This is a genomic window from Austwickia sp. (assembly GCA_016699675.1).
GTDB lineage: Bacteria > Actinomycetota > Actinomycetes > Actinomycetales > Dermatophilaceae > Austwickia.
The window spans coordinates 655,762-678,565 of sequence record CP064985.1 but is presented as its reverse complement, the minus strand read 5'-3'; the positions used below and the strand labels follow the sequence as shown (position 1 = coordinate 678,565).

21 protein-coding genes are annotated in these 22,804 nt (G+C 72.5%); 8 read left to right on the top strand and 13 right to left on the bottom strand.

Annotated elements, in window-relative coordinates; translation table 11 throughout:
- Positions 1–86: 86 nt before the first annotated feature.
- Both IPK37_03120 and IPK37_03115 read left to right on the top strand, forming a co-directional pair.
- The gene (locus IPK37_03120) at positions 87–2,753 is read left to right on the top strand and encodes a DUF2156 domain-containing protein (GenBank protein QQS01465.1); all 2,667 of its coding nucleotides are present in this window, start codon (positions 87–89) and stop codon (positions 2,751–2,753) included.
- Positions 2,750–4,153, top strand: coding sequence for an esterase (locus IPK37_03115; GenBank protein QQS01464.1), 1,404 nt, complete (start codon positions 2,750–2,752; stop codon positions 4,151–4,153). The genes IPK37_03120 and IPK37_03115 overlap by 4 nt, the downstream gene beginning before the upstream one ends.
- A 47-nt stretch (positions 4,154–4,200) precedes the next feature.
- Here the strand turns inward: IPK37_03115 and IPK37_03110 are convergent, their stop codons facing one another.
- Together IPK37_03110 and IPK37_03105 are read right to left on the bottom strand one after the other, a co-directional pair.
- On the bottom strand, positions 4,201–5,082 hold the full coding sequence (locus IPK37_03110) for a sulfurtransferase (GenBank protein ID QQS01463.1): 882 nt from the start codon (positions 5,080–5,082) through the stop codon (positions 4,201–4,203).
- 299 nt (positions 5,083–5,381) lie between these two features.
- Positions 5,382–6,773: an IS1380 family transposase gene (locus tag IPK37_03105; GenBank protein QQS01462.1), complete on the bottom strand. Its 1,392-nt coding sequence runs from the start codon at positions 6,771–6,773 to the stop codon at positions 5,382–5,384.
- A 318-nt stretch (positions 6,774–7,091) separates the two neighbouring features.
- Between IPK37_03105 and IPK37_03100 the strand changes: the two genes are divergently transcribed.
- The 3 genes from IPK37_03100 (at position 7,092) to IPK37_03090 (ending at position 11,101) form a co-directional block, all read left to right on the top strand.
- Positions 7,092–9,707 carry an ATP-dependent Clp protease ATP-binding subunit gene (locus tag IPK37_03100; GenBank protein ID QQS01461.1) on the top strand — a complete coding sequence of 872 codons (2,616 nt, stop codon included), beginning with the start codon at positions 7,092–7,094 and terminating at the stop codon, positions 9,705–9,707.
- Positions 9,708–9,830: 123 nt separating this feature from the next.
- Positions 9,831–10,673, top strand: coding sequence for a DMT family transporter (locus tag IPK37_03095; GenBank protein QQS01460.1), 843 nt, complete (start codon positions 9,831–9,833; stop codon positions 10,671–10,673).
- A gap of 113 nt (positions 10,674–10,786) precedes the next feature.
- Entirely contained in the window at positions 10,787–11,101 is a 315-nt protein-coding gene (locus IPK37_03090; protein QQS01459.1) for a multidrug efflux SMR transporter, read from the top strand.
- Between the two features lie 6 nt (positions 11,102–11,107).
- On the opposite strand, the gene IPK37_03085 is transcribed toward IPK37_03090, so the two are convergent.
- Genes IPK37_03085 through IPK37_03070 form a run of 4 tightly spaced genes read right to left on the bottom strand, consistent with a single transcriptional unit; the run spans position 11,108 to position 14,342 of the window.
- Complete coding sequence (locus IPK37_03085; GenBank protein ID QQS01458.1) at positions 11,108–11,509, bottom strand: transcriptional repressor; 402 nt, start codon at positions 11,507–11,509, stop codon at positions 11,108–11,110.
- Positions 11,502–12,542 carry a metal ABC transporter permease gene (locus tag IPK37_03080; GenBank protein QQS01457.1) on the bottom strand — a complete coding sequence of 347 codons (1,041 nt, stop codon included), beginning with the start codon at positions 12,540–12,542 and terminating at the stop codon, positions 11,502–11,504. Before IPK37_03080 ends, IPK37_03085 begins: the two co-directional genes overlap by 8 nt.
- Complete coding sequence (locus IPK37_03075; GenBank protein QQS02635.1) at positions 12,535–13,317, bottom strand: ABC transporter ATP-binding protein; 783 nt, start codon at positions 13,315–13,317, stop codon at positions 12,535–12,537. Before IPK37_03075 ends, IPK37_03080 begins: the two co-directional genes overlap by 8 nt.
- Before the next feature lie 29 nt (positions 13,318–13,346).
- Complete coding sequence (locus tag IPK37_03070; GenBank protein ID QQS01456.1) at positions 13,347–14,342, bottom strand: zinc ABC transporter substrate-binding protein; 996 nt, start codon at positions 14,340–14,342, stop codon at positions 13,347–13,349.
- Between the two features lie 81 nt (positions 14,343–14,423).
- Between IPK37_03070 and IPK37_03065 the strand changes: the two genes are divergently transcribed.
- The gene (locus IPK37_03065) at positions 14,424–14,948 is read left to right on the top strand and encodes an amino-acid N-acetyltransferase (protein QQS01455.1); all 525 of its coding nucleotides are present in this window, start codon (positions 14,424–14,426) and stop codon (positions 14,946–14,948) included.
- A gap of 1 nt (position 14,949) precedes the next feature.
- On the opposite strand, the gene IPK37_03060 is transcribed toward IPK37_03065, so the two are convergent.
- The 4 genes from IPK37_03060 to IPK37_03045 form a co-directional block, all read right to left on the bottom strand.
- Positions 14,950–15,237 carry an N-acetyltransferase gene (locus IPK37_03060; GenBank protein QQS01454.1) on the bottom strand — a complete coding sequence of 96 codons (288 nt, stop codon included), beginning with the start codon at positions 15,235–15,237 and terminating at the stop codon, positions 14,950–14,952.
- A 161-nt stretch (positions 15,238–15,398) separates the two neighbouring features.
- Positions 15,399–16,361: an ATP-binding cassette domain-containing protein gene (locus IPK37_03055; protein ID QQS02634.1), complete on the bottom strand. Its 963-nt coding sequence runs from the start codon at positions 16,359–16,361 to the stop codon at positions 15,399–15,401.
- A 10-nt stretch (positions 16,362–16,371) separates the two neighbouring features.
- Positions 16,372–17,175: an ABC-2 family transporter protein gene (locus IPK37_03050; GenBank protein ID QQS01453.1), complete on the bottom strand. Its 804-nt coding sequence runs from the start codon at positions 17,173–17,175 to the stop codon at positions 16,372–16,374.
- Positions 17,168–17,971: an ABC-2 family transporter protein gene (locus IPK37_03045; GenBank protein ID QQS02633.1), complete on the bottom strand. Its 804-nt coding sequence runs from the start codon at positions 17,969–17,971 to the stop codon at positions 17,168–17,170. Before IPK37_03045 ends, IPK37_03050 begins: the two co-directional genes overlap by 8 nt.
- Before the next feature lie 169 nt (positions 17,972–18,140).
- Between IPK37_03045 and IPK37_03040 the strand changes: the two genes are divergently transcribed.
- Together IPK37_03040 and IPK37_03035 are read left to right on the top strand one after the other, a co-directional pair.
- The gene (locus tag IPK37_03040) at positions 18,141–18,335 is read left to right on the top strand and encodes a hypothetical protein (GenBank protein QQS01452.1); all 195 of its coding nucleotides are present in this window, start codon (positions 18,141–18,143) and stop codon (positions 18,333–18,335) included.
- Complete coding sequence (locus tag IPK37_03035; protein ID QQS01451.1) at positions 18,320–18,805, top strand: DUF1345 domain-containing protein; 486 nt, start codon at positions 18,320–18,322, stop codon at positions 18,803–18,805. The genes IPK37_03040 and IPK37_03035 overlap by 16 nt, the downstream gene beginning before the upstream one ends.
- A 398-nt stretch (positions 18,806–19,203) precedes the next feature.
- Here IPK37_03035 and IPK37_03030 read toward each other — a convergent pair whose 3' ends face one another.
- From IPK37_03030 to radA, 3 genes are all read right to left on the bottom strand, one after another.
- On the bottom strand, positions 19,204–19,968 hold the full coding sequence (locus IPK37_03030) for an A/G-specific adenine glycosylase (GenBank protein QQS02631.1): 765 nt from the start codon (positions 19,966–19,968) through the stop codon (positions 19,204–19,206).
- Positions 19,969–20,132: 164 nt separating this feature from the next.
- The gene (disA, locus tag IPK37_03025; GenBank protein QQS02632.1) at positions 20,133–21,182 is read right to left on the bottom strand and encodes a DNA integrity scanning protein DisA; all 1,050 of its coding nucleotides are present in this window, start codon (positions 21,180–21,182) and stop codon (positions 20,133–20,135) included.
- 105 nt (positions 21,183–21,287) lie between these two features.
- On the bottom strand, positions 21,288–22,745 hold the full coding sequence (gene radA, locus IPK37_03020) for a DNA repair protein RadA (GenBank protein ID QQS01450.1): 1,458 nt from the start codon (positions 22,743–22,745) through the stop codon (positions 21,288–21,290).
- Positions 22,746–22,804: the final 59 nt, after the last annotated feature.

The window sequence follows — 22,804 nt, the reverse complement described above, 5'->3', positions numbered from 1 at the left end:
TCGTCCAGGATTCTGGCACTGTAGGACCGCCGAATCGCCGGGTCGGGTGCGTCCGACCCGGCCCGCACCCGCCGAGGAGCCACGCAGTGAGCAGCGCCGCCGCGCCACCGAGGGCGCGCGCCCGATGGACGCGGGACGCCCTGATCCTCGCGCGCCGCATCGGGCTGCTCCTGCTCGGCGCCCCGGCCAGCCTGATCCTCGCCGGGTGGCTCGTCGTCGCCAACGCCGCGGCCCACCTCGCCCCCGCCGAGACCCGGCAAGCCCTGGACCAGACCCTGCTCCTGCGCGCCGGCGAACTGCCCGCCCGCCCCTGGACCCCCCTCACCGCCCTGCTGCTGCCGGCGAGCCCGGCCGATCCCTGGGTCACCCGCGGCGCGCTCGCCACCGTGGCGGTCGTCCTCACCCTCGGCGTCCTCGCGGAGCGCCGGATCGGAGCCCGGCGCTATCTCGCCGCCCTCGTCGTCGGCCAGCTCGGCGGCGCCGTCGGCACGGCGGCCTTCGCCTGGGCCAGCGCCCCCCTGTTCCCGGACTGGTCCACCCAGATCCGAGAAGCCAGCTTCGCCGGCCCCGCGATGGCGGTCGTCGCCGCGCACGTCGCCGCGAGCGCGAGCCTGCCTCGCCTCTGGCGGCGCCGCATCAGGCTCACCGGGCTCACCGCCGCCGTGACCATGGCGCTGTACCACGGCGGTGCCGTCACCGTGTACCTCCTGGCCGGCGCCCTCGTCGGGCTGATCGTCGGCCGCTGGTCCCGCTCCGGCAGCGCCGACACCCGCCCCGTCGGCACCCTGCGCGAGGCGCGCGTGCTCGTGGCGCTCATCGTCGCGGCGGCCGCCGTCGGACCGTTGGTCGGGGCGCTGCTGGGATTCGCCGACGGGCCCTTCGCCATCCTCGGCGGCTTCATCGCCCGACCCCTGCCGGACAGCGAGGCCGGCGCGGCCATCGCAGCCGGGTGTCCGGTCGAGTACGACGCCCGCAGCTGCGCCATGGACCTGCTGATGGTCGACCCCAACCCGGGGCTGCTCCTACTGACCTGCGTGCCCGCGGTGCTGCTCCTGATCTGCGCGCTCGGGCTGCGCCGCGGCCGCCGCCTCGCCTGGTGGATCGTGATCGCGATCCAGGCCATCCTGGCCGCGTTGCTGGTCACCACGTTCGTCGCGTTGCTCGACCTGATCGGGGACATCTCCGAGACGCCGCTGTCGACCGTCGAGATCGTCGCCACGCTGCTCCCCGTGCTCGCGCCCGTAGGCGTCGTGACCCTCCTGCTGCTCACCCGGCGGCTCTTCCGCGTCGCCAGCGAGCCGGGGGAGCTGGCCGCCCTCGCGGGCTGGGTCATCGCCGCCATGCTCGCCGGTCTCACCGCGTACGTCGTCGGGGGCCTGCTCGTCGCCGACCAGTGGAGCGAGCCCGCCACCCTGCGTCAGCTCGTCATCGACGCCCCGCGCCGGCTCGTGCCGCTCGAATACCTGCTGCCCGCCACCGACGCCTTCCCGACGCTGCTGCCCCTCGGCAGCGCGGCCACGGCGCTCTATTCCTGGGTCGGCGTCGCCACCTGGGTGCCCATCGTCGTGGCCGGCGTCCGGGCCATGCGCCACGCAGCCCCGGACGGCACCAGCTCCGCGCGGGCGCGGGACCTGCTCATCCGGTACGGCGGGGGCTCCCTGGCCTGGATGGGTCTGTGGGACGGCAACCGGCATTGGTTCTCGGCGGACGGCGAGTCGTACGTGCCCTACCGCGTCATCGGCGGCATCGCCGTGACCACCGGCGACCTCATCGGTCCGGCCGACCGGCTCGACGCGGCCCTGCGGGAGTTCCTCACGTTCGCCGACGCGCGCGGCTGGCGGGTGTGCTTCTACTCCGCGACCGCGGACCTGCGGCGCCGCACCGAGGCCTTGGGCTGGGAGAGCACCCAGGTCGCCGAGGAGGCCTACCTGAGCCTGCCCACGCTGGCCTTCACCGGCAAGAAGTTCCAGGACGTGCGCACCGGGCTCAACCACGTCCGCAAGTCCGGGCTGAGCACGACCTGGACGACGTGGCGCGAGACGTCGTTCGAGACCCGGCTGCAGGTCAGAGAGATCTCCCGGGCCTGGGTCGGTGAACAGGCCCTCCCCGAGATGGGCTTCACGCTCGGCGGGATCGCGGAGCTCGCCGACCCCGACGTACGGCTCTTCCTGCTCACCGACGCCGACGGCGTCCTGCAGGGCTGCGCGTCCTGGCTGCCGATCCACCGGGACGGGCGGCTGCTGGGCTGGACCCTGGACTTCATGCGGCGCCGCCCCGACGGGTTCCGGCACACCATGGAGGTCCTCATCGGGCAGGCGGCCCTCGACCTCAAGGAGCAGGGCTTCGAGGAGCTGAGCCTGTCGGGCGCCCCGCTCGCGCGGGTGGGGGAGGGCTCCGGGGCCGCTGGGCAGGATGATCGCCCGTCCCGGCCGGAGGGGTTCCCCGCCGCCGTCGACGCGATCCTCGACCGGGTGGGCCGGCAGCTCGAACCCGTCTACGGCTTCCGCTCGCTGCTGCGGTTCAAGGCGAAGTTCGCGCCGACGTACCGGCCGCTCTACCTCCTGTATCCCGATCCCGCCGCGCTGCCGGCCATCGGTACGGCGATCGCGCGCGCCTACCTGCCCGACACCTCGCTGGGCACGTTGTGGAAGGCCGGCGGCTCGCTGCTCGATGCCCACGCCGAGGCCGCCCGTCAGTCCGAGGCCGCGCGCCAGGCGGAGGCGTCCCGCGCGACGACCGAGGCGCCGTCGTGACCGGGGACTCGACGGTCGACGGGTTCTGGCAACACCCGCTCGTCCTGCAGATCCTGCGCTGGCAGATCGTGGGGACCCAGGCGGAGCTGACCAGCTACGGCATCGTCCTGCTCGCGGTCCTCGTGCTGCTGCTGCGGCGCCGGGCCGACCGACCGGCGAACTGGTGGCGGCGGTCCCTCCTTGCCGCCACGCTCGGCGCCCTCGGGGCCGCGGCGCTGATCCTGATCCTCGACGACGGGCTGCACCAGGTCCCCGGCGGCCTGCCGCGGGGCGGCCGCACCTGGGTGGTGCTGCTCGGCGTGGTCGTCGGCCTGGCGCTGGCCAACCTGCGCCGGACCAGCTGGTGGCGCAAGGCGGCCGCCGTGCTCGTCGTACCGCCCGTGCTCGCGGTCGCGACCGTGGGCGTGAACGCGTCGTACGGGATCATGCACAGCCTCGGCGAGCTGCTCAACAAGCCGGTCGCCGAGATCGTCACGTTGAAGGACCTGCCGACGACCCAGGGGCACAACCCGGCCGCGATTGACTGGCTCGCCCGCGACTGGACCCCACCGCCGGGCATGCCGGGGCAGGGGCGCCGGGTGACCCTCGCCATCCCCGGTCCGGTCTCGGGGTTCGTGGCGCGGCCCGCGAGTGTCTACCTGCCCCCCGCGGCGCTCATCGAGAACCCGCCCAGCCTGCCCGTCCTGGTGCTGATGATGGGCCAGCCGGGCACGCCCGACGTCACCTATGTCGCCGACGCCCTGGACGCCAAGGCCGCCCGGCACGGCGGGCTGGCGCCCATCGTGGTGGTCGCGGACCAGACCAGCAGCCCCTGGAACGACACGCTCTGCATGGACACGGCCAAGTTCGGCAAGGTCGAGACCTACATCAACACCGACGTGGTGACCTGGATCAAGACCCACCTGCGGGTCTCCCATCACCGCTCCGACTGGATCGTGGCGGGCTACTCCAACGGCGGCCTGTGCGCGGCCCGGTTCGCGGCCCTGCACGGCCAGATGTGGGGCAACGTGCTGAACATCTCCGGGGAGGAGTTCCCCGGCTCCGACAACGCCGAGCGGCACCTGGAGGAGATCTTCGGCGGCGACAAGGAGGCCTACGACCAGCACCGCCTGCCCCGTCAGCTGCCCCGGGCCGCCTTCGCCGACACCTGGTTCGTGACCACGGTCAGCGCCGACGACCCGCACCACATGCCGGGGGAGCGCCGCGTCGCCGCCGCCGCCCGCGATGGCGGGGCGCGATCCTATTACCTGGAGTTCGACAGCGGCGGCCACGGCGTGGACACGGTGAAGCAGGCACTCGACCGAGGCCTCGAGCTGCTCTATCCGCGGCTGGGGCTCGACCGGGAGGTCTCGCCGGCCCACGCCGAGTCGATACCCCCGCCGCCGATCCCCGCGCCCTGACGAGTGTCAGGAAGGCGCTCGTCGGGCAGGTGTGTCCGGCGGGTGCGTCAGGCGGATTCCACCGGGCGACCGGACTGCTCCGCGCCCCACTCCGTCCAGCTGCCGTCGTACACGGCCAGCCGCCCGGGGTCGCGGCCGGCGAGCACGCTCGCCAGCGCGGCCACGCAGGCCGTCACGCCGGAGCCGCACGTGAAGATGACCCGGTCCCGGCCGCCCGCGGCCGCCTCGACCAGCGGCGCCAGCCCGTCCGGCGCCATGAGGTGACCGTCGGTCTGGACGTCGAGGTAGGGCAGGTTGCCCGCCCCCGGCATGTGGCCGCTCCGCAGCCCGGGTCGCGGCTCGGACGCCGTCCCCGCGAACCGCGTCGCGCTGCGGGCATCGACCACCGCGACCTCGTCGCCTGCGAGCGCGGCCGCCACCGCGTCGGCGTCCACGATGGCGCCCGGGACGGGTCGCGCCACGAAGTCCCCGCCGTCGTCGCGGGTGGCCTCCGCGGCGTCGATCGGCTCGACCTCGCGCTGGGCCTCCTCCCAGCCTTCGAGGCCGCCGTCGAGCAGCCACACCCGGTCCAGGCCCATCGCGCGGAACATCCACCACGCGCGCGCGGCCGAGTAGACGTCGTGGATGTCGTAGACGACCACCGTGCCCCCGTCGCGCACGCCCAGGCGCCGCGCCTCGGCCTGGAAGGCCTCCGGGGTCGGCATCGTGTGCGGCAGCGGCGCGTCGGGCGCCGAGAACGCGCCCTCCAGGTCGAACCGCCGGGCGCCCGGAATGCGAAGGCCGCCGGGGTCGTTCGGGGGGATGCTCGCGTCGAGGACGACGAGGCCCGCGTCGCCCAGATGGGCGGCGAGCCAGTCGACATCGACGACGGGACGCTGCGGCGAGGGCTCGGCGCTCGCGTACGACGACGTACTCGACTCTGTGCTCACCCGCTCACTCTGCCAGGTACGAAGGCCGTGGATGCCGGATTCGCGTCGTGGTGCAGGTCGCGGCGCGGCGCGGGTCGGCCGCGCTTTCCGCGCGCTTCAGACCGTACGCCGTGGGCGAACGACGCTGTGCCCCAAACGAATCAGTGCCGCATGCTGCTTAGCCCCGGTCTTTCATGACGGTGCCGACGACGGCATCGCTGCGTGGGGTGAGTCGATGACGGTGCGCGGGTACGACGTTGGGCCGGCTGGCGCTGCCGGGCTGCGGTTCTCCGGGTCGTGATGTCGTGGGCGGACGGGGGTCAGGCGGGTTGTGGGATCGCGGCGATGTTGGCGAAGACTGCGACGATCGCGGCCGCCCATGGCCACGACTCGGGTATCCGCAAGCGTCGTCGGCGGGCGCTGTGAGTCAGCCGGGCTGGGACGTGAAGGAAGCGGTAGCGCAGCGCTTTCGGCTCACACGCCGCCAGCGACTTCGCGTCTCCGGTCAGTGCGAGGAGCCGGGTCCATGCGGTCAGGTCGGCAGCGATCTGCACCAGCATCAGCCACACCCGGTTGATCTCGAACTCCCGCGACGGGAACCGCCCCAGCCCCGAGTCCTTGGCGTGCCGGATCCGGTCCTCGACCCGAGCGTGCGCCCGATGCCGGGCCTCGAGGAAAGCCAGTTGTCCGGTCGTGGTGTTGGTGACGAAGGCTTGGTAGCGCCAGCCGTCACGTTCCTCGAACAGCGACAGTTGGGCGCCGGGATGGGGTCGTTCGCGGCGCACGATGACGCGCATTCCGGTCGGCCAGCTGCTCAGGTCCAAGAGCCCGGTGAGCTCGGCGACGTCACCTCCTTCGCGGATCCCACCGTCGGCGTCGAGTGCCGGGGTCCAGACCTTCTTCGGGACCAGGTCGATGGCGTCGCGGATCTTCTCGGTGACCGCGAAACCCACGCTGTACTCCACGCTGCGGCCACGGACCCGGTTCTGCTCGGTAAGCCAGTCCAGCAGCTTGTGCGATGCGCCCGCGCCGTCGGAGCGGATGAGCAGCTTCTTGCGGTGCGTGCCGGGGATCTGCGCGATCGCGTCGGTGAGGACCTCGATGTGGTCGGCGGCGGTGTTCGAGCCGGCATTGCCAGCGCGGAGCTTGGCGGCGAGGAACTCACTCGTGTTGTCGCACCACACCCCGAGTGGGTGGAACCCGAAGGTCCGCTTGAACGTGGCCGCCGCGTTCTCCTTCTCGCTGTGGCTGATCACGATGGTCGCGTCGGTGTCGAGCACGATCAGATCGTCAAGATCGGTCCCGGCGACCTTGCTCGCCGGGACGCCGTCAGGCAGCTGGGACCAGACCTGGCGGCGGACCCGCGCCCGCGCGTTCTGGATCCTCTTCAACCGGCCAGGTGTGACCTCGTCCAGTGCCCGCCACACCGTCGGCGCCGACGCGACACGGCCCAGCACGCTGGACTGGTGGCGCAGCACGTCGATGTCGGCGATCGCCTCCCCGCCGTCGGCGAGCATCACCGCGACGTCGGTCAGCACCCTGCCGCGGTCGTGACCGGGGACGAAGTTGCGGCGGACCATCACCTTGGACAACTCGGACGTGAGGCCGACCCGGTCGGCCAGAAGGCGGGTGGCGACGCTGCCCGCATGGGCCACCACGCCGACACCATCGGAGGTCACGGACAAGCCGGTAGACCACGAAGTACGCTTCACCTACGGAGTGCCTTCCGGTTCGGAGATCTTGAGTCGTCGCAAACCAAGTTTCCCTTGCTGGACAGGCACTTCCGTGCTTCCACGCGCCGATCACACCCGAGTCTCGTGAACGATCCGGGTTAGGGTGGCGACTCGCGCGCCGACCATAAGGGAGATGGGGTGGGGTGGGTTTCCACCGGCGTGGGGCGGAATCACGGCGGGGCCCGCGGCGTTGGAGGGATCAGGGCCGATCGACGTGCTGCTCAAGGGCGTCGAATCGGCCGTCTCAGCAGGGCACCGATAGCATCGAGGTATCTCGATAGCGAGGAGCGAGTGACAATGTTCGAACGGTTCACCGACCGGGCGCGTCGTGTGGTCGTGCTTGCGCAGGAAGAGGCGCGCATGCTCAACCACAACTACATCGGCACGGAGCACATTCTGCTCGGCCTCATCCACGAGGGTGAAGGCGTGGCCGCGAAGGCCCTGGAGAGCCTTGGGATCTCGCTCGACGCCGTGCGTGAGCAGGTGCAGGAGATCATCGGCACCGGCACCCAGGCCCCCAGTGGTCACATTCCGTTCACGCCGCGGGCGAAGAAGGTCCTGGAGCTGAGCCTGCGCGAGGCGCTGCAGCTCGGCCACAACTACATCGGGACCGAGCACATCCTGCTGGGCCTGATCCGCGAGGGCGAGGGCGTCGCCGCCCAGGTGCTGGTCAAGCTCGGCGCCGATCTGTCCCGGGTGCGCCAGACCGTGATCCAGCTGCTCTCCGGCTACCAGGGCAAGGAGGCCGCGACCGCGGGCGTCGGCGGCCAGTCCACCCAGGAGGGCACCCCGGCGGGGAGCCTGGTGCTCGACCAGTTCGGGCGCAACCTGACCCAGGCCGCCCGGGAGGGCAAGCTCGACCCGGTCATCGGGCGCGAGAAGGAAATCGAGCGGGTGATGCAGGTGCTCTCCCGGCGTACGAAGAACAACCCGATCCTCATCGGCGAGCCCGGCGTCGGCAAGACCGCCGTCGTCGAGGGCCTGGCCCAGGACATCGTCAAGGGCGAGGTGCCCGAGACGCTCAAGGACAAGCACATCTACACCCTCGACCTCGGCGCCCTGGTGGCGGGCTCCCGCTACCGCGGTGACTTCGAGGAGCGGCTGAAGAAGGTGCTCAAGGAGATCCGCACCCGCGGCGACATCATCCTGTTCATCGACGAGATCCACACCCTCGTCGGGGCGGGCGCCGCGGAGGGCGCCATCGACGCGGCGAGCATCCTCAAGCCGATGCTGGCCCGCGGTGAGCTGCAGACGATCGGCGCGACGACGCTGGACGAGTACCGCAAGTACATCGAGAAGGACCCCGCGCTGGAGCGCCGGTTCCAGCCGATCCAGGTGGCCGAGCCGACGCTGCCGCACACCATCGAGATCCTCAAGGGACTGCGGGACCGCTACGAGGCGCACCACCGCGTCTCGATCACCGACGCGGCGCTGGTCGGGGCGGCCAACCTCGCGGACCGCTATGTCAACGACCGGTACCTGCCCGACAAGGCCATCGACCTCATCGATGAGGCCGGCGCCCGCCTGCGCATCCGGCGGATGACGGCGCCGCCGGACCTGCGCGAGTTCGACGAGAAGATCGCCCACGTCCGCCGCGAGAAGGAGGCGGCGATCGACGGGCAGGACTTCGAGAAGGCCGCCAAGCTGCGCGACGACGAGAAGCAGCTCATCGACGCCAAGGCCAAGCGCGAGAAGGAGTGGAAGACCGGCGACATGGACGTCGTCGCCGAGGTCGACGAGGAGCTGATCGCCGAGGTCCTCGCCGCGTCCACCGGCATCCCGGTCTTCAAGCTCACCGAGGAGGAGTCGACCCGGCTCCTCAACATGGAGGCCGAGCTGCACAAGCGCATCGTCGGCATGGACGACGCAATCAAGGCACTGTCGCAGTCCATCCGGCGGACCCGCGCCGGCCTGAAGGACCCGCGCCGCCCCGGCGGCTCGTTCATCTTCGCCGGCCCGACCGGCGTCGGTAAGACCGAGCTGGCCAAGGCCCTGGCCGAGTTTCTGTTCGGGGACGAGGACAGCCTGATCACGCTCGACATGTCCGAGTTCGCCGAGAAGCACACCGTGTCGCGGCTGTTCGGCTCCCCGCCCGGTTACGTCGGCTACGAGGAGGGCGGCCAGCTCACCGAGAAGGTGCGCCGCAAGCCGTTCTCGGTGGTGCTCTTCGACGAGGTCGAGAAGGCCCACGCGGACATCTTCAACTCGCTGCTGCAGATCCTGGAGGACGGCCGCCTGACCGACTCCCAGGGCCGCGTGGTCGACTTCAAGAACACCGTCATCATCATGACGACCAACCTCGGCACGCGGGACATCTCCAAGGCCATCGGCGGCCTGGGCTTCGCCCCGGGCAACGACTCCGGCGGCGACTACGAGCGGATGAAGAACAAGGTCCAGGACGAGCTCAAGCAGCACTTCCGGCCCGAGTTCCTCAACCGCGTCGACGACGTGGTGGTCTTCCCGCAGCTGAAGATGGAGGAGATCGTCCAGATCGTCGACCTGATGATCGCGCGCCTGGACGAGCGCCTGCGCGACAAGGACATGGGCATCGAGCTCACCCCTGGCGCGAAGGAGCTGCTGGCCAAGAAGGGCTACGACCCGGTACTCGGCGCCCGCCCGCTGCGCCGCGCGATCCAGCGGGACATCGAGGACGTCCTCTCGGAGAAGATCCTGTACGGCGAGATCGGGGCCGGCGAGCTGGTCACCGTGGACGTCGAGGGTGAGGAGAAGGAGCAGCACTTCACCTTCGTCGGCACCCGCAAGTCGCTCGACCCGGTGCCGGTGCCGGATCACGCCCCGGGCAGCGCCTCCGAGCACGGCCCGGACCACATCGGCAGCGTTTCCGGTGGTGGGGCGGCCGGCGGCAGCGCGCCGACGCCGCCGATGGACCACCCGAGCAGCGGCGTTCAGTGACGCAGTGACTCGCGACGCGGTGTCTCTTTGCGCACTGACCCGAGGCTGAGTCGAACGATGAACCGGCGGCCGGTCACCTCCCCTCGGGGGGTGACCGGCCGCCGGCGTTAGGCTGGCCCGGTCATGGAAGCCCCCCTCGGTCCCGTCCTCGCGCTCGGCGCCGCGCTCTCGTTCGGGATCAGTGACTTCGCGGGCGGCATGGTCTCGCGGCGCCGCCCCGCGATCGCCGTGGTGGGCGTCTCCCAGGCGATCTCCCTCGTCGTCGTGGTGGCGGTCGCGCTGGTCGTCGGGTGGCCCACCGAATGGGGCGCCCTGCCCTGGGCCGCCGCGGCCGGGCTGTGCGGGGCTGCCGCGCTCGTGCTCTTCTACCAGGCGCTCGCCGTCGGCACCGTCGGCGTCGTCTCGCCCATCTCGGCGCTGGGGGCCGTCATCCCGGTCACGCTGGGGCTGCTCGCGGGGGAGCGGCCCGCGCCGGTGACGGTCGCCGGCATCGTCGTCGCGCTCGTCGGGGCCGTGCTGGCCAGCGGGCCGGAGCTGGCCGGGGAACCGCACGTGAAGGGGCGGGCGGTGCTGTACGCCGCGGGGGCGGCCCTCGGCTTCGGCCTGGCCATGTACGGGCTCGCGCGCGGCGCGGGGCACTCCGTCCTGGCGACGCTCGTCGGGATGCGGCTCACCAGCGTGACGGCGTTCGCTGTCGCCGCGGTGGCCTACCGGAGCGTCGGCGGCATACGCCCGCGGGACCTGCCCGTGCTCGGCTTCCTCGGCGTCGCCGACGTCGGCGCCAACCTGCTGCTGGCGGTGGCCACGACCATGGCCCTGATGTCGGTGAGCACGGTGCTCGCCGCGCTCTATCCCGTCGTCACCGTCGCGCTCGCGGCCGCGCTGTTGCACGAGCGAATGCGCCCCGTGCAGATCGCCGGCACGGTTCTCGCACTGATCGGCGTCGCGCTGATCGCGGTGCGCTGAGTCTCGGCTGCGGCGCGTTGCTAGCCTGAAGGCGGCGGTCCGCAGCGGAGGCCGCCCCGGACGAGAGGCCCGCCGTACCCGGACGTGACGACGGCGCGGCACGGGAGTGCGCCATGAGCTGGGTCGTTCTGATCGTCGCCGGGATGTTCGAGACCATGTGGGCGACGGCCCTCGCGCAGGACGGGTGGTGGCGGCGCCCCCCGGTGCTGGCGCTCTTCGTCGCCGGGACGGTCATCTCGCTCGGCGGCCTGTCCTATGCGTTACGGACGATTCCGGTGGGAACGGGGTACGCCGTGTGGACCGGCGTCGGGGCCGTCACGACCGTGGCGTTCGGCGCGATCGTGCTCGGCGAGCCGGTGACCGTCGCGCGGATGGCCTGCATCGGCCTGATCCTGTGCGGCATCGTCGGCCTGAAGCTGGTGTCCTGACGAGGCTCAGGCGCTGCGGACGCAGGCCGCGCAGGTGCCGAAGATCTCCAGTGTGTGCCACACGTCGGTGAAGCCGTGCCGCTGCGCCAGCTCGTGGGCCCAAGCCTCGTCCTGCGGGGCCTCGACCTCCACGGCCTTGCCGCAGTCGCGGCAGACCAGATGGTGGTGGTGGCGGGTCGTCGAGCAGAGCCGGTAGATGGCCTCCCCGTCGTGGCGCCGGATCATGTCGGCCTGGCCGTCCGCGACGAGACCGGCCAGCGCGCGATAGACCGTCGCGAGCCCGATGGACTCGCCGGACTCCCGCAGCCGAGCGTGCAACGCCTGCGCGGACACGAAGTCATCGGACTGGCGCAACGTCGCCTCGACCGCCCGCCGCTGCCGCGTCCCGCGGCGTTCGCCCTCAGCCATGGCCCACCTCGTCGTGGGGTCGCCGCCTCTCGATGGCCAGCGTCCCGTGCCGGTCGACGATCGCGTCGTCGACATGCCCGTGTTCGTCGTAATGCCCGTGATGCGGCGCGTGCCGGTGCCCGTCGTGGAGGTAGTCCACGTGGTCGCCGTGCGGGATCGCCTCGTGGCCGCACCCGGGCCCGTGCTCGTGCTCGTGAGCCAGGGTATGCCGTTCCCGGCGGCTGCGGAGCCGCGCCCAGAGGCCGGCCGTGGCGGCGACCACGGCGTACACGCCGATCGCCCCCACGACGATGGTTCCGCCGGAGGGGGTGTCGAGGTAGTACGACGACGCGACGCCGCCCACCGCGCACGCCATCCCTATCGCCACGGCGATGCCCATCCCCGCGCGGAAGCTGCGCGCCAGGGGCTGCGCGGCGGCGTTCGGCACGATCATCAGCGCGCTGATCAGCAGGAGCCCGACGACCCGCATGGAGACCACGACGGTGACGGCCGTCAGCACGGCCAGCAGCACGTTGATCGCGAGCACGGGGTGGCCGGCCGAGCGGCAGTATTCCTCGTCGTTGGCTACCGCGAACAGCCACGGCCGCAGCCACAGCGTGAGCAGGACGACGAGGCAGGCCAGCGCGACGAAGATCCACAGGTCGCCGGCGCTCGTGGTGGTGATCGCCCCGAACAGGTACGAGTTGAGGCTGGCCCCGCCAGCCGGGGCCCGCGCCATCAGGACCACGCCGAGGGCGATGCCGCCGTAGAACATGATCGCGAGGACGACGTCGCCGCTGGCGCCGCCGCGCAGCCGCACCACCTCGATGGCCACCGCGCACGCCACCGACAGGGCCAGCGCGGTCAGGATCGGCTGCTGGCCGGTGAGGACGCCGATCGCGACGCCCGCCAGCGCCACGTGCCCGATGCCGTCGCCGATGAGGGAGAGCCGGCGCTGCACCAGGAAGACGCCGACGAGGGGCGCCGAGATGCCCACCAGCAGAGCGGCCAGGAGGGCGCGCTGCATGAAGTCGTACTGGAGGAGTTCAGGCATGCCGACGACCGCCCAGCTCGGGGATGACGGGAATGGCGGGAACGATGGCGGCCGGGAACGGCGGCGGCAGGTGGTGATGATGGTGGCCCGCGGCCAGTCCGGCGGTCACCTCGGCGGGTGGGCCGTCCGCCACGACGTGGCCGCCCCGCATCGCGATCGCGCGGCCGATCACCGGGGCGAGGGAGTCCAGCTCGTGGGTCACCGTGATGACCGCGACGCCGTCCTGCGTCAGCCGACGAATGGTCGCCCCCAGGATGCGCTGATTCGCCTCGTCGACCCCGGCGGTCGGCTCGTCCATGACGAGGATGCGGGGCCGGGCGGCCAGGGCGCGCGCCACGAGGACCCGCCGCTGCTGCCCGCCGGACAGGTGGGTCACGTCGGTGCCGGACAGGCCGGTCAGTCCCACCGCGTCCAGGGACTCCTCGACGATCTCGGCGTCCCGTCGGCCGGGCCGCCCCCACCAGCCGAGGTGCGGGAGCCGCCCGATCATCACGACCTCGCCGACCGTGGCCACCACCGACGACGAGAGGGTGTGCCGCTGCGGGACATACCCGATCCGGTCGGTGCGGCCGAGCGTCGCCAGTGGCCGGCCCCGCACCCAGACCTCGCCGGCAATGTGCTCGGTCAGCCCGAGCAGGCCCTTGACCAGCGTCGATTTCCCACACCCGTTGGGCCCGAGGAGGGCGATCGACTCGCCGGCGGTCACCCGCAGGTCGATGTCCGAGACGACGGCACGGCCGGCGTACCCGAAGGCCGCCGACCGTACGTCGAGCACGACGTCCGCGCCGGACGCGTCAGCTTCCGTCACGGGCAGGGCTGACCCTTCTTGAGGGTCGCGAGGTTCGCGCGCATCACCTCAAGGTAGTCCTTGCCGGCAGAACTGTCGGAGAGGCCCTCGATCGGGTCGAGCACGGCCGTCTGCGCCCCGGTCTCCGCCGCGACCGTCTTGGCGATCGTCGGGCTGACCAGCGTCTCGGTGTAGATCGTCCGGACGTTGTTCTTCTTGGCGAACGCCGCGATCTCGGCGAGGCGCGCCGGCTCCGGCTCCTTCTCGGGGGACAGGCCCGAGATGGCCTGCTGCGTCAGCCCGTAGCGCTCGCCCAGGTAACCGAACGCGGCGTGGCTCGTCACCAGGTTCTTGTTCGTGCAGGTCTTGAGCCCGGCCGTGAACTCGCCGTCCAGCGCGGTGAGGTCCTTGGCGAAGCCCTCGGCGTTCTTGTCGTAGTCGGCCTTGCGGCTCGGGTCGAGCTCGCCCAGCTTGGCCGCGATGCCCTTCGCGACCTTGGCGTAGCGCTGCGGGTCGAGCCAGAAGTGCGGATCGGTCGAGCCGTGGTCGTGGCCGTCGCCCGGGGTGTGCTGGTGGTCCGAGCCCGCACCCTCGTCGTGGGCCTCGAGGTCGGCGTCCTTGCTGACGTCGTACGCGCCCTTGGCCGACTGTTCCGTGATGGCCTTGTCGACCGCGGGCTGGAAGCCCTTCGTGTAGACGGCCAGCTTCGCGCCCGTCACCTTCGCCACGTCCTGCGGGGTCAGTTCCAGGTCGTGCGGTTCGGCGCCCGGCTTGGTGAGGTTGGTGACGGCGACGTGGCCCCCGCCGACGCGCTCCACGGCGTACTGCAGCGGATAGAACGCCGCCACGACCTGCACCTTCTCGCCGCCCGAGCCGCCGGAGCCGCCCGCGGCGGCCGTCCCGGACGACGTACCGGCGGTGCTTCCCGTGCCCGACCCGCCGGACCCGCAGGCACTCGCCGCGGCGAGGGTGAGAAGGGTGAGGGCGGCGAGCGGCGCGGTACGGAGTTTCATGCCCACGACACTAACGGGAATGAGAAGCGTTGTCATTTTCGATGGTCGGGGGCGGCCCGCCGCGTCTGGCAGGCTTGGGGGATGACCAGCGCGGAGCCGACGGCGGGTATCGAGGTGGTCCGTCCTCGCACGAGCGACGTCGCGGCGATTCGGGCGCTGGTGGCGCCGTACGCCGAGCGCCGCATCCTCATCGCCAAGGACGCGGTTGCCTATTTCGAGGGGCTGCACGAGTTCCGGGTGGCGCGCGACCTCGCGACCGGCGAGGTCCTCGGCTGTGGCGCCCTCCACGTGATGTGGGAGGACCTCGCCGAGATCCGCACGCTGGCGGTCGCGCCGAGCGCGAGTCACCGCGGGGTGGGCGGGGCGATCGTGGAGCGGCTGCTGGCCGACGCGCGGGACATCGGCGTGGAGCGCGTGTTCTGCCTCACCTTCGAGGTGGATTTCTTCACCAGCCATGGCTTCCGGCCCATCGACGGGCAGGCGGTGGAGCCGGAGGTCTACGCGCAGCTGCTGCGTTCGTACGACGAGGGCGTGGCGGAGTTCCTCGATCTGGAGCGGGTCAAGCCGAACACCCTGGGCAACACCCGGATGCTGCGGATCCTGTGACTCAGGAGGCCAGCAGGTCGGCGTAGTCCGGGTGCTTGTCGATCCACCCCGCGATGAACTCGCACTGCGGCACGACCGAGCGCCCGCCCTCGGACCGGACGTCGTCGAGCGCGCCGCGAGCGAGCGCGCCGCCGACGCCGCGGCCCTCGAACGCGGAGTCCACCTCGGTGTGCGTGAACGTGATGCGGTCGCCGTCGACCCGGTATTCGGCGAAGCCGGCGAGCTTGCCCTCGACGTGGGCCTCGTAGCGGTTCTTGCGGCGGGCATTGGACACGGTGACCTGGGACATGACGACGCCTCGACGAGTGTGATGGGGATTCTTGCTCGGAGGTTATCGCCGCTCAGGGTCCCGCGCAGCCTCTGGGCGCGCCCGGTCCGGGGCCTTCCATAACTTGCGGCGGCCGGCGGCGCGATTGTCAGGGTGGGTCCGGCCGGCCAGCGTGGGGCGGATCAGCGGGAGGCGAGGTACAGCCGCCGTACGACGTCTTCGATGTCCGGCTCCTCGATCGACAGGTCCCGGACCTGCGCGCGCTCGGCGACGGCCGCGAGCACGGCCGCCGCGCTGGTGGCCGCCGCGTCGAAGGCGAGCCGCTGGCGCAGCCCGTCGCCCTGCGAGCCGAGGTGCTCGGTGCCGGCGATCCCCGCGAGGTCGGGCGTCGGGGCGGCCAGGTCGACGACGAGCACGCGCCGCGCGCCGACGGAGGCGGCCAGGCCGGGCAGCGTCCCGTCGTACGCCAGCCGCCCGTGGTCGACCACCAGCACGCGCTCGCAGAGCCGCTCGATGTCGCCCATGTCGTGGGTGGTGAGCAGGAGCGTGCGACCGTACGCCGTGCGCTCGGCCACCAGGAACTCCCGCAGCCGCGCCTTGCTCAACACGTCGAGGCCGATCGTGGGCTCATCGAGGATGAGCAGGTCGGGGGAGTGCAGCAGGGCCGCGGCGATCTCGGCCCGCATCCGCTGCCCCAGCGAGAGCTGCCGCACCGGCGTGCCGAGGAACTCGGCCAGCTCCAGCCGCTCGACCAGCTCGGCGGTGCGGGCGGCGGTGCGCTCCGAGCCGAGCCGGTGGATCGCCCCGAGGATGGCGAACGACTCCCCGGTCGGCAGGTCCCACCACAGCTGGCTGCGCTGCCCGAAGACCACGCCGATCCGCCGGGCCAGGTCGCGCCGGCGCCGCATCGGATCCAGCCCGCAGGTGCGCACCTCGCCCGCGGTGGGGGTGAGGATCCCGGTCAGCATCTTGATGGTGGTGGACTTCCCGGCGCCGTTGGCCCCGATGTAGCCCACGGCCTCACCGGGCGCGATGGCCAGGGTCAGGTCGTCGACGGCGCGGAGCACCTCGCGGCGGATGCCCGGTCGTGCCCGCCGGACGAACTCGCGCGTCAGGCCGCGCGTCGCCACGATCGGTTCTGGCAGCTCTGCCACCTCAGCCACCGCCTCCCTGATAGTGCCGTCCGCCGAGGCGCCACAGCCCGCCCACCACCACCCAGACCCACGCCGCGACCAGCGGCGTCGCCCACGCCAGGCGCGGGTCCAGCCACGGCAGCTCCGCGGGCGCGCCGAGGCCGAGCAGCGCGAGCGTGGGCACGTACCCCACGAACGCCACCGGCACCGCCAGCACGAACGCCCCCACCAGATAGGGCGGGAAGATCGAGGCGGGCTGCTGGCTGGCGTACCGGCCGCCGTAGCTGAACGCGTTCGTCAGCTCCGTCCCGTCGATGAGGAAGAACTGGCAGGCCGCGGCGGCCACGAAGATCCCGCAGAAGATGGCCAGCCCGGCGACCAGACTGATGACCAGCAGCGCGACGGTCGCCGGCGACCAGTCGATGGGGTTGACCGCCAGCCCGTAGCCGAGGGCGGCGATCCCAACGGCCATCCAGCCCAGCCGGCGCAGCGCGATCTCGCTGGTCACGAGCTGGCCCAGGAGGGAGAGCGGGCGCAGGTAGAAGGCCTCCAGGGTGCCGTCGCGCAGGTATGTCGGGAGCGTGTCGACGTGCCCGACGAGGACCTGGCTCAGGGCGTAGGCGCAGTGCGACAGCCCGAACAGCAGGCACACCTGGTCGAAGGTCAGGCCGCCGAGGCTGCGCACGTTGTGGAACACGATCCACACCTCGAAGAACTCGATCACCCCGAACAGCAGGCTCGCGGCCAGGTCGAACGCGAACGAGGTGCGGTAGACCTGCTGGCTGCGTAGGCGGGAGCGCAGGATCGCGGCGTACGGGCTAGCCACCGGCCACCACCAGCCGGCGCGTCCCGGCGCGCAGCGCCACCCGCCCGGCGAGACCCAGCGCGACCACCCAGCCGAGCTGGAGGCCGAGGGTGGCCAGGGCCGACGCGCCGGTAGCCCGCCCCGAGAACAGGTCGGCCGGGGCCTGGATCAGCGCCGGGAAGGGCGTGACCAGCGCGGCGAGGCGCAGCGGCTCGGGCATGATCGCCAGCGGCACGATCAGCCCGGAGAAGATGCCGGCGGCTCCGGCGTACAGGTTGATCACCCCGCGCGTCTCGGTGATCCAGAACGCGGCGGTCTGCACGAGGAACCGGGCCAGGTAGCTGACCACCATCGCGAGGAGCAGGCCCGCGAGCCCGGCGGCCCAGATCAGCGGGTCGACGGGCAGCCGGACGCCGACCACGGCCATGCCGACCAGCAGCGTCGGGATCGAGCGCGGCAGGACCGCGGCGAGCGAATAGCCCAGGTCCTGGGCCAGCAGCGCCCCCTGGACGTCCAGGGGGCGGGCGAGGTCCACGGCAATGTCGCCGGAGCGGATCCGGTCGCGTACGTCGGTGCCACCCCAGATGCTCACGGGGCCGAGCAGCGCCTGCGAGATGAAGGCGTAGGCGAGCAGGCCCGCCTCGTCGTAGCAGCCGAGCGTGCTCCCCGCCGCCCCCGCCCCCGCCGCGAGGGCCACCAGGACGGCGCAGCGGATGAGCCCGAAGGAGGAGTTGGTGACGACGCCGGCGAAGAGCGCCAGCCGGTATGTCGTGCGCCGGCGGAACCCGGCCACGAAGAGGCGGGCGTACGGGAGCAGTGCGGCGCGCACAAACGCCAGAACTTACGCCGTGTCGGCCGCGGAGGCAACCGAATTCCTGGTGATGACCGGGTGAATTCCCGGCCATCGGCGCCGTTGAGGTGGCTCGGACCTGGGACGTCGTGTGAGGGTGGCTCGGTCAGGGGTCCGTCGAGCGGGGGGTGAACGGGTGCTGTCGTGGGCGTGGTGGCTGCCGGAGGAGCGGCGCAGCTGGATGTCGGTCACGGTCGCCACCGGCGTGGTCGTCGTGGCGTTGGCGGGGTGGGCCCGGCCCACGGGCCGGTCGGGGAGCGATCTCATCGCGCACACCACCCGGCTCGTCGTGGGGAGCTGGCTCTCTACCTGCTGTTGTACGTCGTGCTGACGCTGGCGGCCTTCCGGCGCGTGCCCGCGGCGCGGACCCGGGCCTGGGCGGCGGCCACCCGCCCGGGAAGCTGGGTGCGCCGGTACGTGCTGGCCACCGAGCCCGGCGCCGGCCTGGCGACGATGGCCAGCGCGCTGGCGCTGCTCGCGGTCTACCTGCTCCCTCGCGCCGGCGGCGACGCGCCCGCCGAGCTGCCGGTGGTGCTCTCGGTCGTGCTGATCGTCGCGTCCTGGCTGTCGGTGGCGCTCTCGTTCGCCGTCGACTATTTGTGCCGCGACCAGCGCGGGCCGGGGTCGCTGGAGTTCCCGGGCACGCCGGAGCCCGAGTGGACGGACTACCTGTATTTCGCGGTGGGGGTCTCGACCACGTTCGGCACCACCGACACCGGCGTGCGGACCTCCCCGATGCGGCGGACGGTCACCACGCACGCCGTCCTCCCGTTCGTGTTCAACACGGTGATCCTGGCGTAGGTGGTCAGCGTGATGGTGGGCTGAGTCCGCATGGTCGGGCCTGGCCGCCCGCGCGCTGCGCTCGCGGTTGGGGGTAGCGCTCACGGTTGCGGCGACAACCACCACCGTGAGCGATGACCACGACCATGAGCGATAACCACCACCGTCAGCGGTCACATGGTAGCGGCCCTGGTCACCCGGGGCCACCTTCCCGGGGTCGCTCACCGCCCACGACCTGCACTTTTGGTGCTGCGGCACGATACCTGCAGGTGACGAGCGGTTGATCAGCAGAATGGCCGGGCCTAGCCGCCCACGCGCCGTGCTCACGGGTGCGGGTAGCGCTCACGGTTGCGGCGATAACCACCACCATGAGCGATAAGCGCCACCGTGAGGGGTAAGCGCGCGTCCGCCCGGCTCGGTCAGGAGGGGAGTGCGTAGCGGCCGTCGGAGAGCGGCTCGACCAGGCCGTCCTCGATGAGTGAGGCGAGGCAGCGGTCCCGCTGGGCGTCGTCGGCGGGCCAAGCGGCGGCCAGGGTCGCGGCCTCGACCGGCTCCGGGCTCTGGCGCAGCACCGCCAGCAGGGCTCCGCGGACCTGGCGGTCGGTCCCGGCCCAGGCCTGGCCGCGGTGCGGCCGCCCGTCGTACGGCGGCTTCCCTGCGAGCCGCCACGCGCACGAGCCGGCGACCGGGCACGACCCGCAGCGGGGGGACCGGGCCGTGCAGGCGAGCGCGCCGAGCTCCATGACCGCGACGTTCCAGCGGGCGGACGTCGCGGGGTCGGCCGGCAGCAGCGTTGCGGCGAGCGCGGATTCGGCGGCGGTCAGGGTCGGGTGGGGCAGCGCCGAGCCGGTGACGAGGCGGGCCTGCACCCGCCGTACGTTCGTGTCGACCACCGCCGTCCGCGCCCCGAAGGCGAAGGCGGCGACGGCGGCGGCGGTGTACGCGCCCACGCCCGGCAGGGTCCGCAGCGCGGCCTCGGTGGCCGGTACGGCGCCACCGTGCTCGGCCACCATCGCGGCCGCCGCCGCGTGCAGCCGCAGGGCGCGGCGCGGGTAGCCGAGGCGTCCCCAGGCCCGTACGGCGTCGCCCGGCGCGGCCGCGGCCAGGTCGGCGGGCGTGGGCCAACGCTCCAGCCAGTCGCGCCAGGCCGGCTCGACCCGGGCCACCGGGGTCTGCTGCAACATGACCTCGGAGACGAACACGCCCCAGGGGGAGCAGTCGGGACGTCGCCAGGGCAGGTCGCGGGCGGCGACGTCGTACCAGGTCAGGACGCGTTCGTGCAGCGCACGCAGCCTCGGGAGGCCGGGCAGGGCGGAGCGTTGGGGCGGAGCCGGCGGCACGGGCGCGATCAGGCGTAGCGCTCGAGGATGCTGGACTCGGCCAGGCGCGCGACGCCCTCGCGGACCGTCCGGGCGCGCGCCTCGCCGACGCCGTCGACGGCCATGAGGTCCTCCTGGCTCGCCATGAGCAGGGCCTGCAGGCCGCCGAAGTGCTCGACCAGCCGGTCGGCGATGGATCGGGGCAGCCGGGGGATCTTCGCGAGCAAGCGGTGGCCGCGGGGGCTGACCGACTCATCGAGCGCCTCGGCCGTCATGGGGTAGCCGAGCGCGCCCGAGACCTGCACCGCGTCCAGCAGCTCGGAGGAGCTGAGTTTGGCCAGCGTGCCGAGGGTTTCGTCGAGTCGATGCCGGTCGTCGGCCGGGAGGTAATCCCCGACGACGAGGTCCCGTTCCACCCCGACGCCGCCGATGAGCTCCTCCAACTGCAGCGACAGGAGGCGGCCGTCGGTGCCGAGCTCGACCACGAAAGTGGAGACCTCCTCGCTGATCCGGCGCACCATCTCGTGCCGCTGGATCACCAGCGTGACGTCGCGGATCGTGACGAAGTCCTCGACCTCCAGCGCGGACAGCGTCGCGGTGACCTCGTCGAGGCGCGCCTTGTAGCGCTCCAGGGTGGCCAGCGCCTGATTGGCGCGCGACAGCACCACCGCCGAGCCCTCGAGGACGTGGCGGCGTTCGCCGACGTACACGGCGATGGTCTGCATCGACTGGCTGACCGAGATGACCGGGTGGCCGGTCTGCTTGGCGACGCGCTCGGCGGTGCGGTGCCGGGTGCCGGATTCGGTGGTCTCGATGGCGGCGTCCGGGACCAGCTGGGTCGCGGCCCGCACGATGCGGGACAGGTCGTTCTCCACGACCACCGCGCCGTCCATCTTGGCCAGTTCCCGCAGCCGGGTCGCCGAGAACTCGATGTCGATCGGGAAACCGCCCGTGCAGATCTTCTCGACCCCGCGGTCGTAGCCGAGCACGACGAGCGCGCCGGTGCGGCCATGCAGGATGCGTTCGAGGCCCTCGCGAAGCTCGGTCCCCGGGGCCATCGTGGCGAGGGTGACGCGCATCAGTTCCTCGTCGCTGCGCTCCACGGTCCTCCTGTTCGCCACGCCCGCATCACCAGGGATGATAGTGCGCGGGTCTGTGCCGGCCGCTACTCCATCAGTCCGCCATCAGTCCGCCGCGAGAAGCAGGTGGACCGCCTCGGTCACGTCGGCGACCTCCGTGACGGCCATCCCGGCGGGCACCCCGTGGCCCGTGGCGACCGGCCCCACCGGGCGCGGCGAGCGCCCACCCCGCCCGAGGGCGCCCGTCCCGGAGCCGAACGAGCCCGCGGGCACCACCGCCCGCTCGAACCCGATGCGGCGCGCCTCGGCCAGCCGGCGGGGCACGCCGGAGACCTGGCGTACTTCCCCAGCCAGCCCCACCTCACCTACCGCGATGGTGCCGGCCGGGATCGGCCGGTCGAGCAGCGCGCTCGCCATGGCCAGCGCGATCGCGAGGTCCGCGGCGGGCTCGGTGACGCGCACCCCGCCGACGGTCGAGACAAACGCGTCGCAGGTGCCCACCGGCAAGCGGCCCCGCCGTTCCAGGACGGCCAACAGCATCGACACGCGGGAGGGGTCCAGCCCGGACGTCGTACGCCGGGGCGCGGGCGCCCGCGTCGGCACCAACAGCGACTGGACCTCGGCGACCAGCGGGCGCTGACCCTCCAACGTCACCATCACGCTCGTGCCCGGCACCACGAGGTCGCGGCTCGACACGAATAGGCCGCTGGGGTCGGCGAGGCCCTCGATGCCGCTCTCCCCGAGGTCGAAGCAGCCCACCTCGTCGGTCGGCCCGTAGCGGTTCTTGATCGCCCGGACCAGCCGCAGCCGGCCGGTCCGTTCGCCCTCGAACTGGATGACGACGTCGACGAGATGCTCCAGGACCCGCGGCCCGGCGATCGAGCCGTCCTTCGTCACGTGCCCGACCAGCAGCGCCGCCATGCCCCGCGCCTTCGCCACCGCGATGAGCGAGGCGGCGACCTCCCGGACCTGGGCGACGTTGCCCGCGGCGCCCTCGACCTCGGCGGACGCGACGGTCTGCACCGAGTCGACCACGAGCAACTCCGGATCGACCGCCTCGACGTGCCCGAGCGTGGCCGCCAGATCGGTCTCGGCGGCGAGGTAGAGCGAGGACGCCATCGCCCCGATGCGCTCGGCCCTGAGCCGCACCTGGGCCGCGGACTCCTCGCCGGTGACGTAGAGCACCGTGCGGCCGGTGCGGGCCGCACGCGCCGCCACGTCGAGCAGCAGCGTGGACTTGCCGATGCCCGGCTCGCCGGCCACGAGCGCCACCGCGCCCGACACCAGGCCCCGGCCGAGCACCCGGTCCAGCTCCGGCACCCCGGTCGGCCACGCCTGCGCCGGCCGCGCGTCGACGTCGGCGATCGGCTGCGCGGGGCGATCGAGCCGGGTCGCGGGCTGCGTGCGGGCGCTGACCTGACCGATCTCCTCGACGCTGCCCCAGGCCTGGCACTCGCCGCACCGACCCACCCACTTCACGGTGGTCCAGCCGCACTCCGCGCAGCGGTAGCCCGTGGTCTGCCGGCCGGGCCGGGTCGCGCGCGCGGTCGCAGTCTTCGCCATGACCGAGACGGTACGGGTGGGGTCCGACAACGCTCGCGGGCACCGGCGATGGCCAGCGA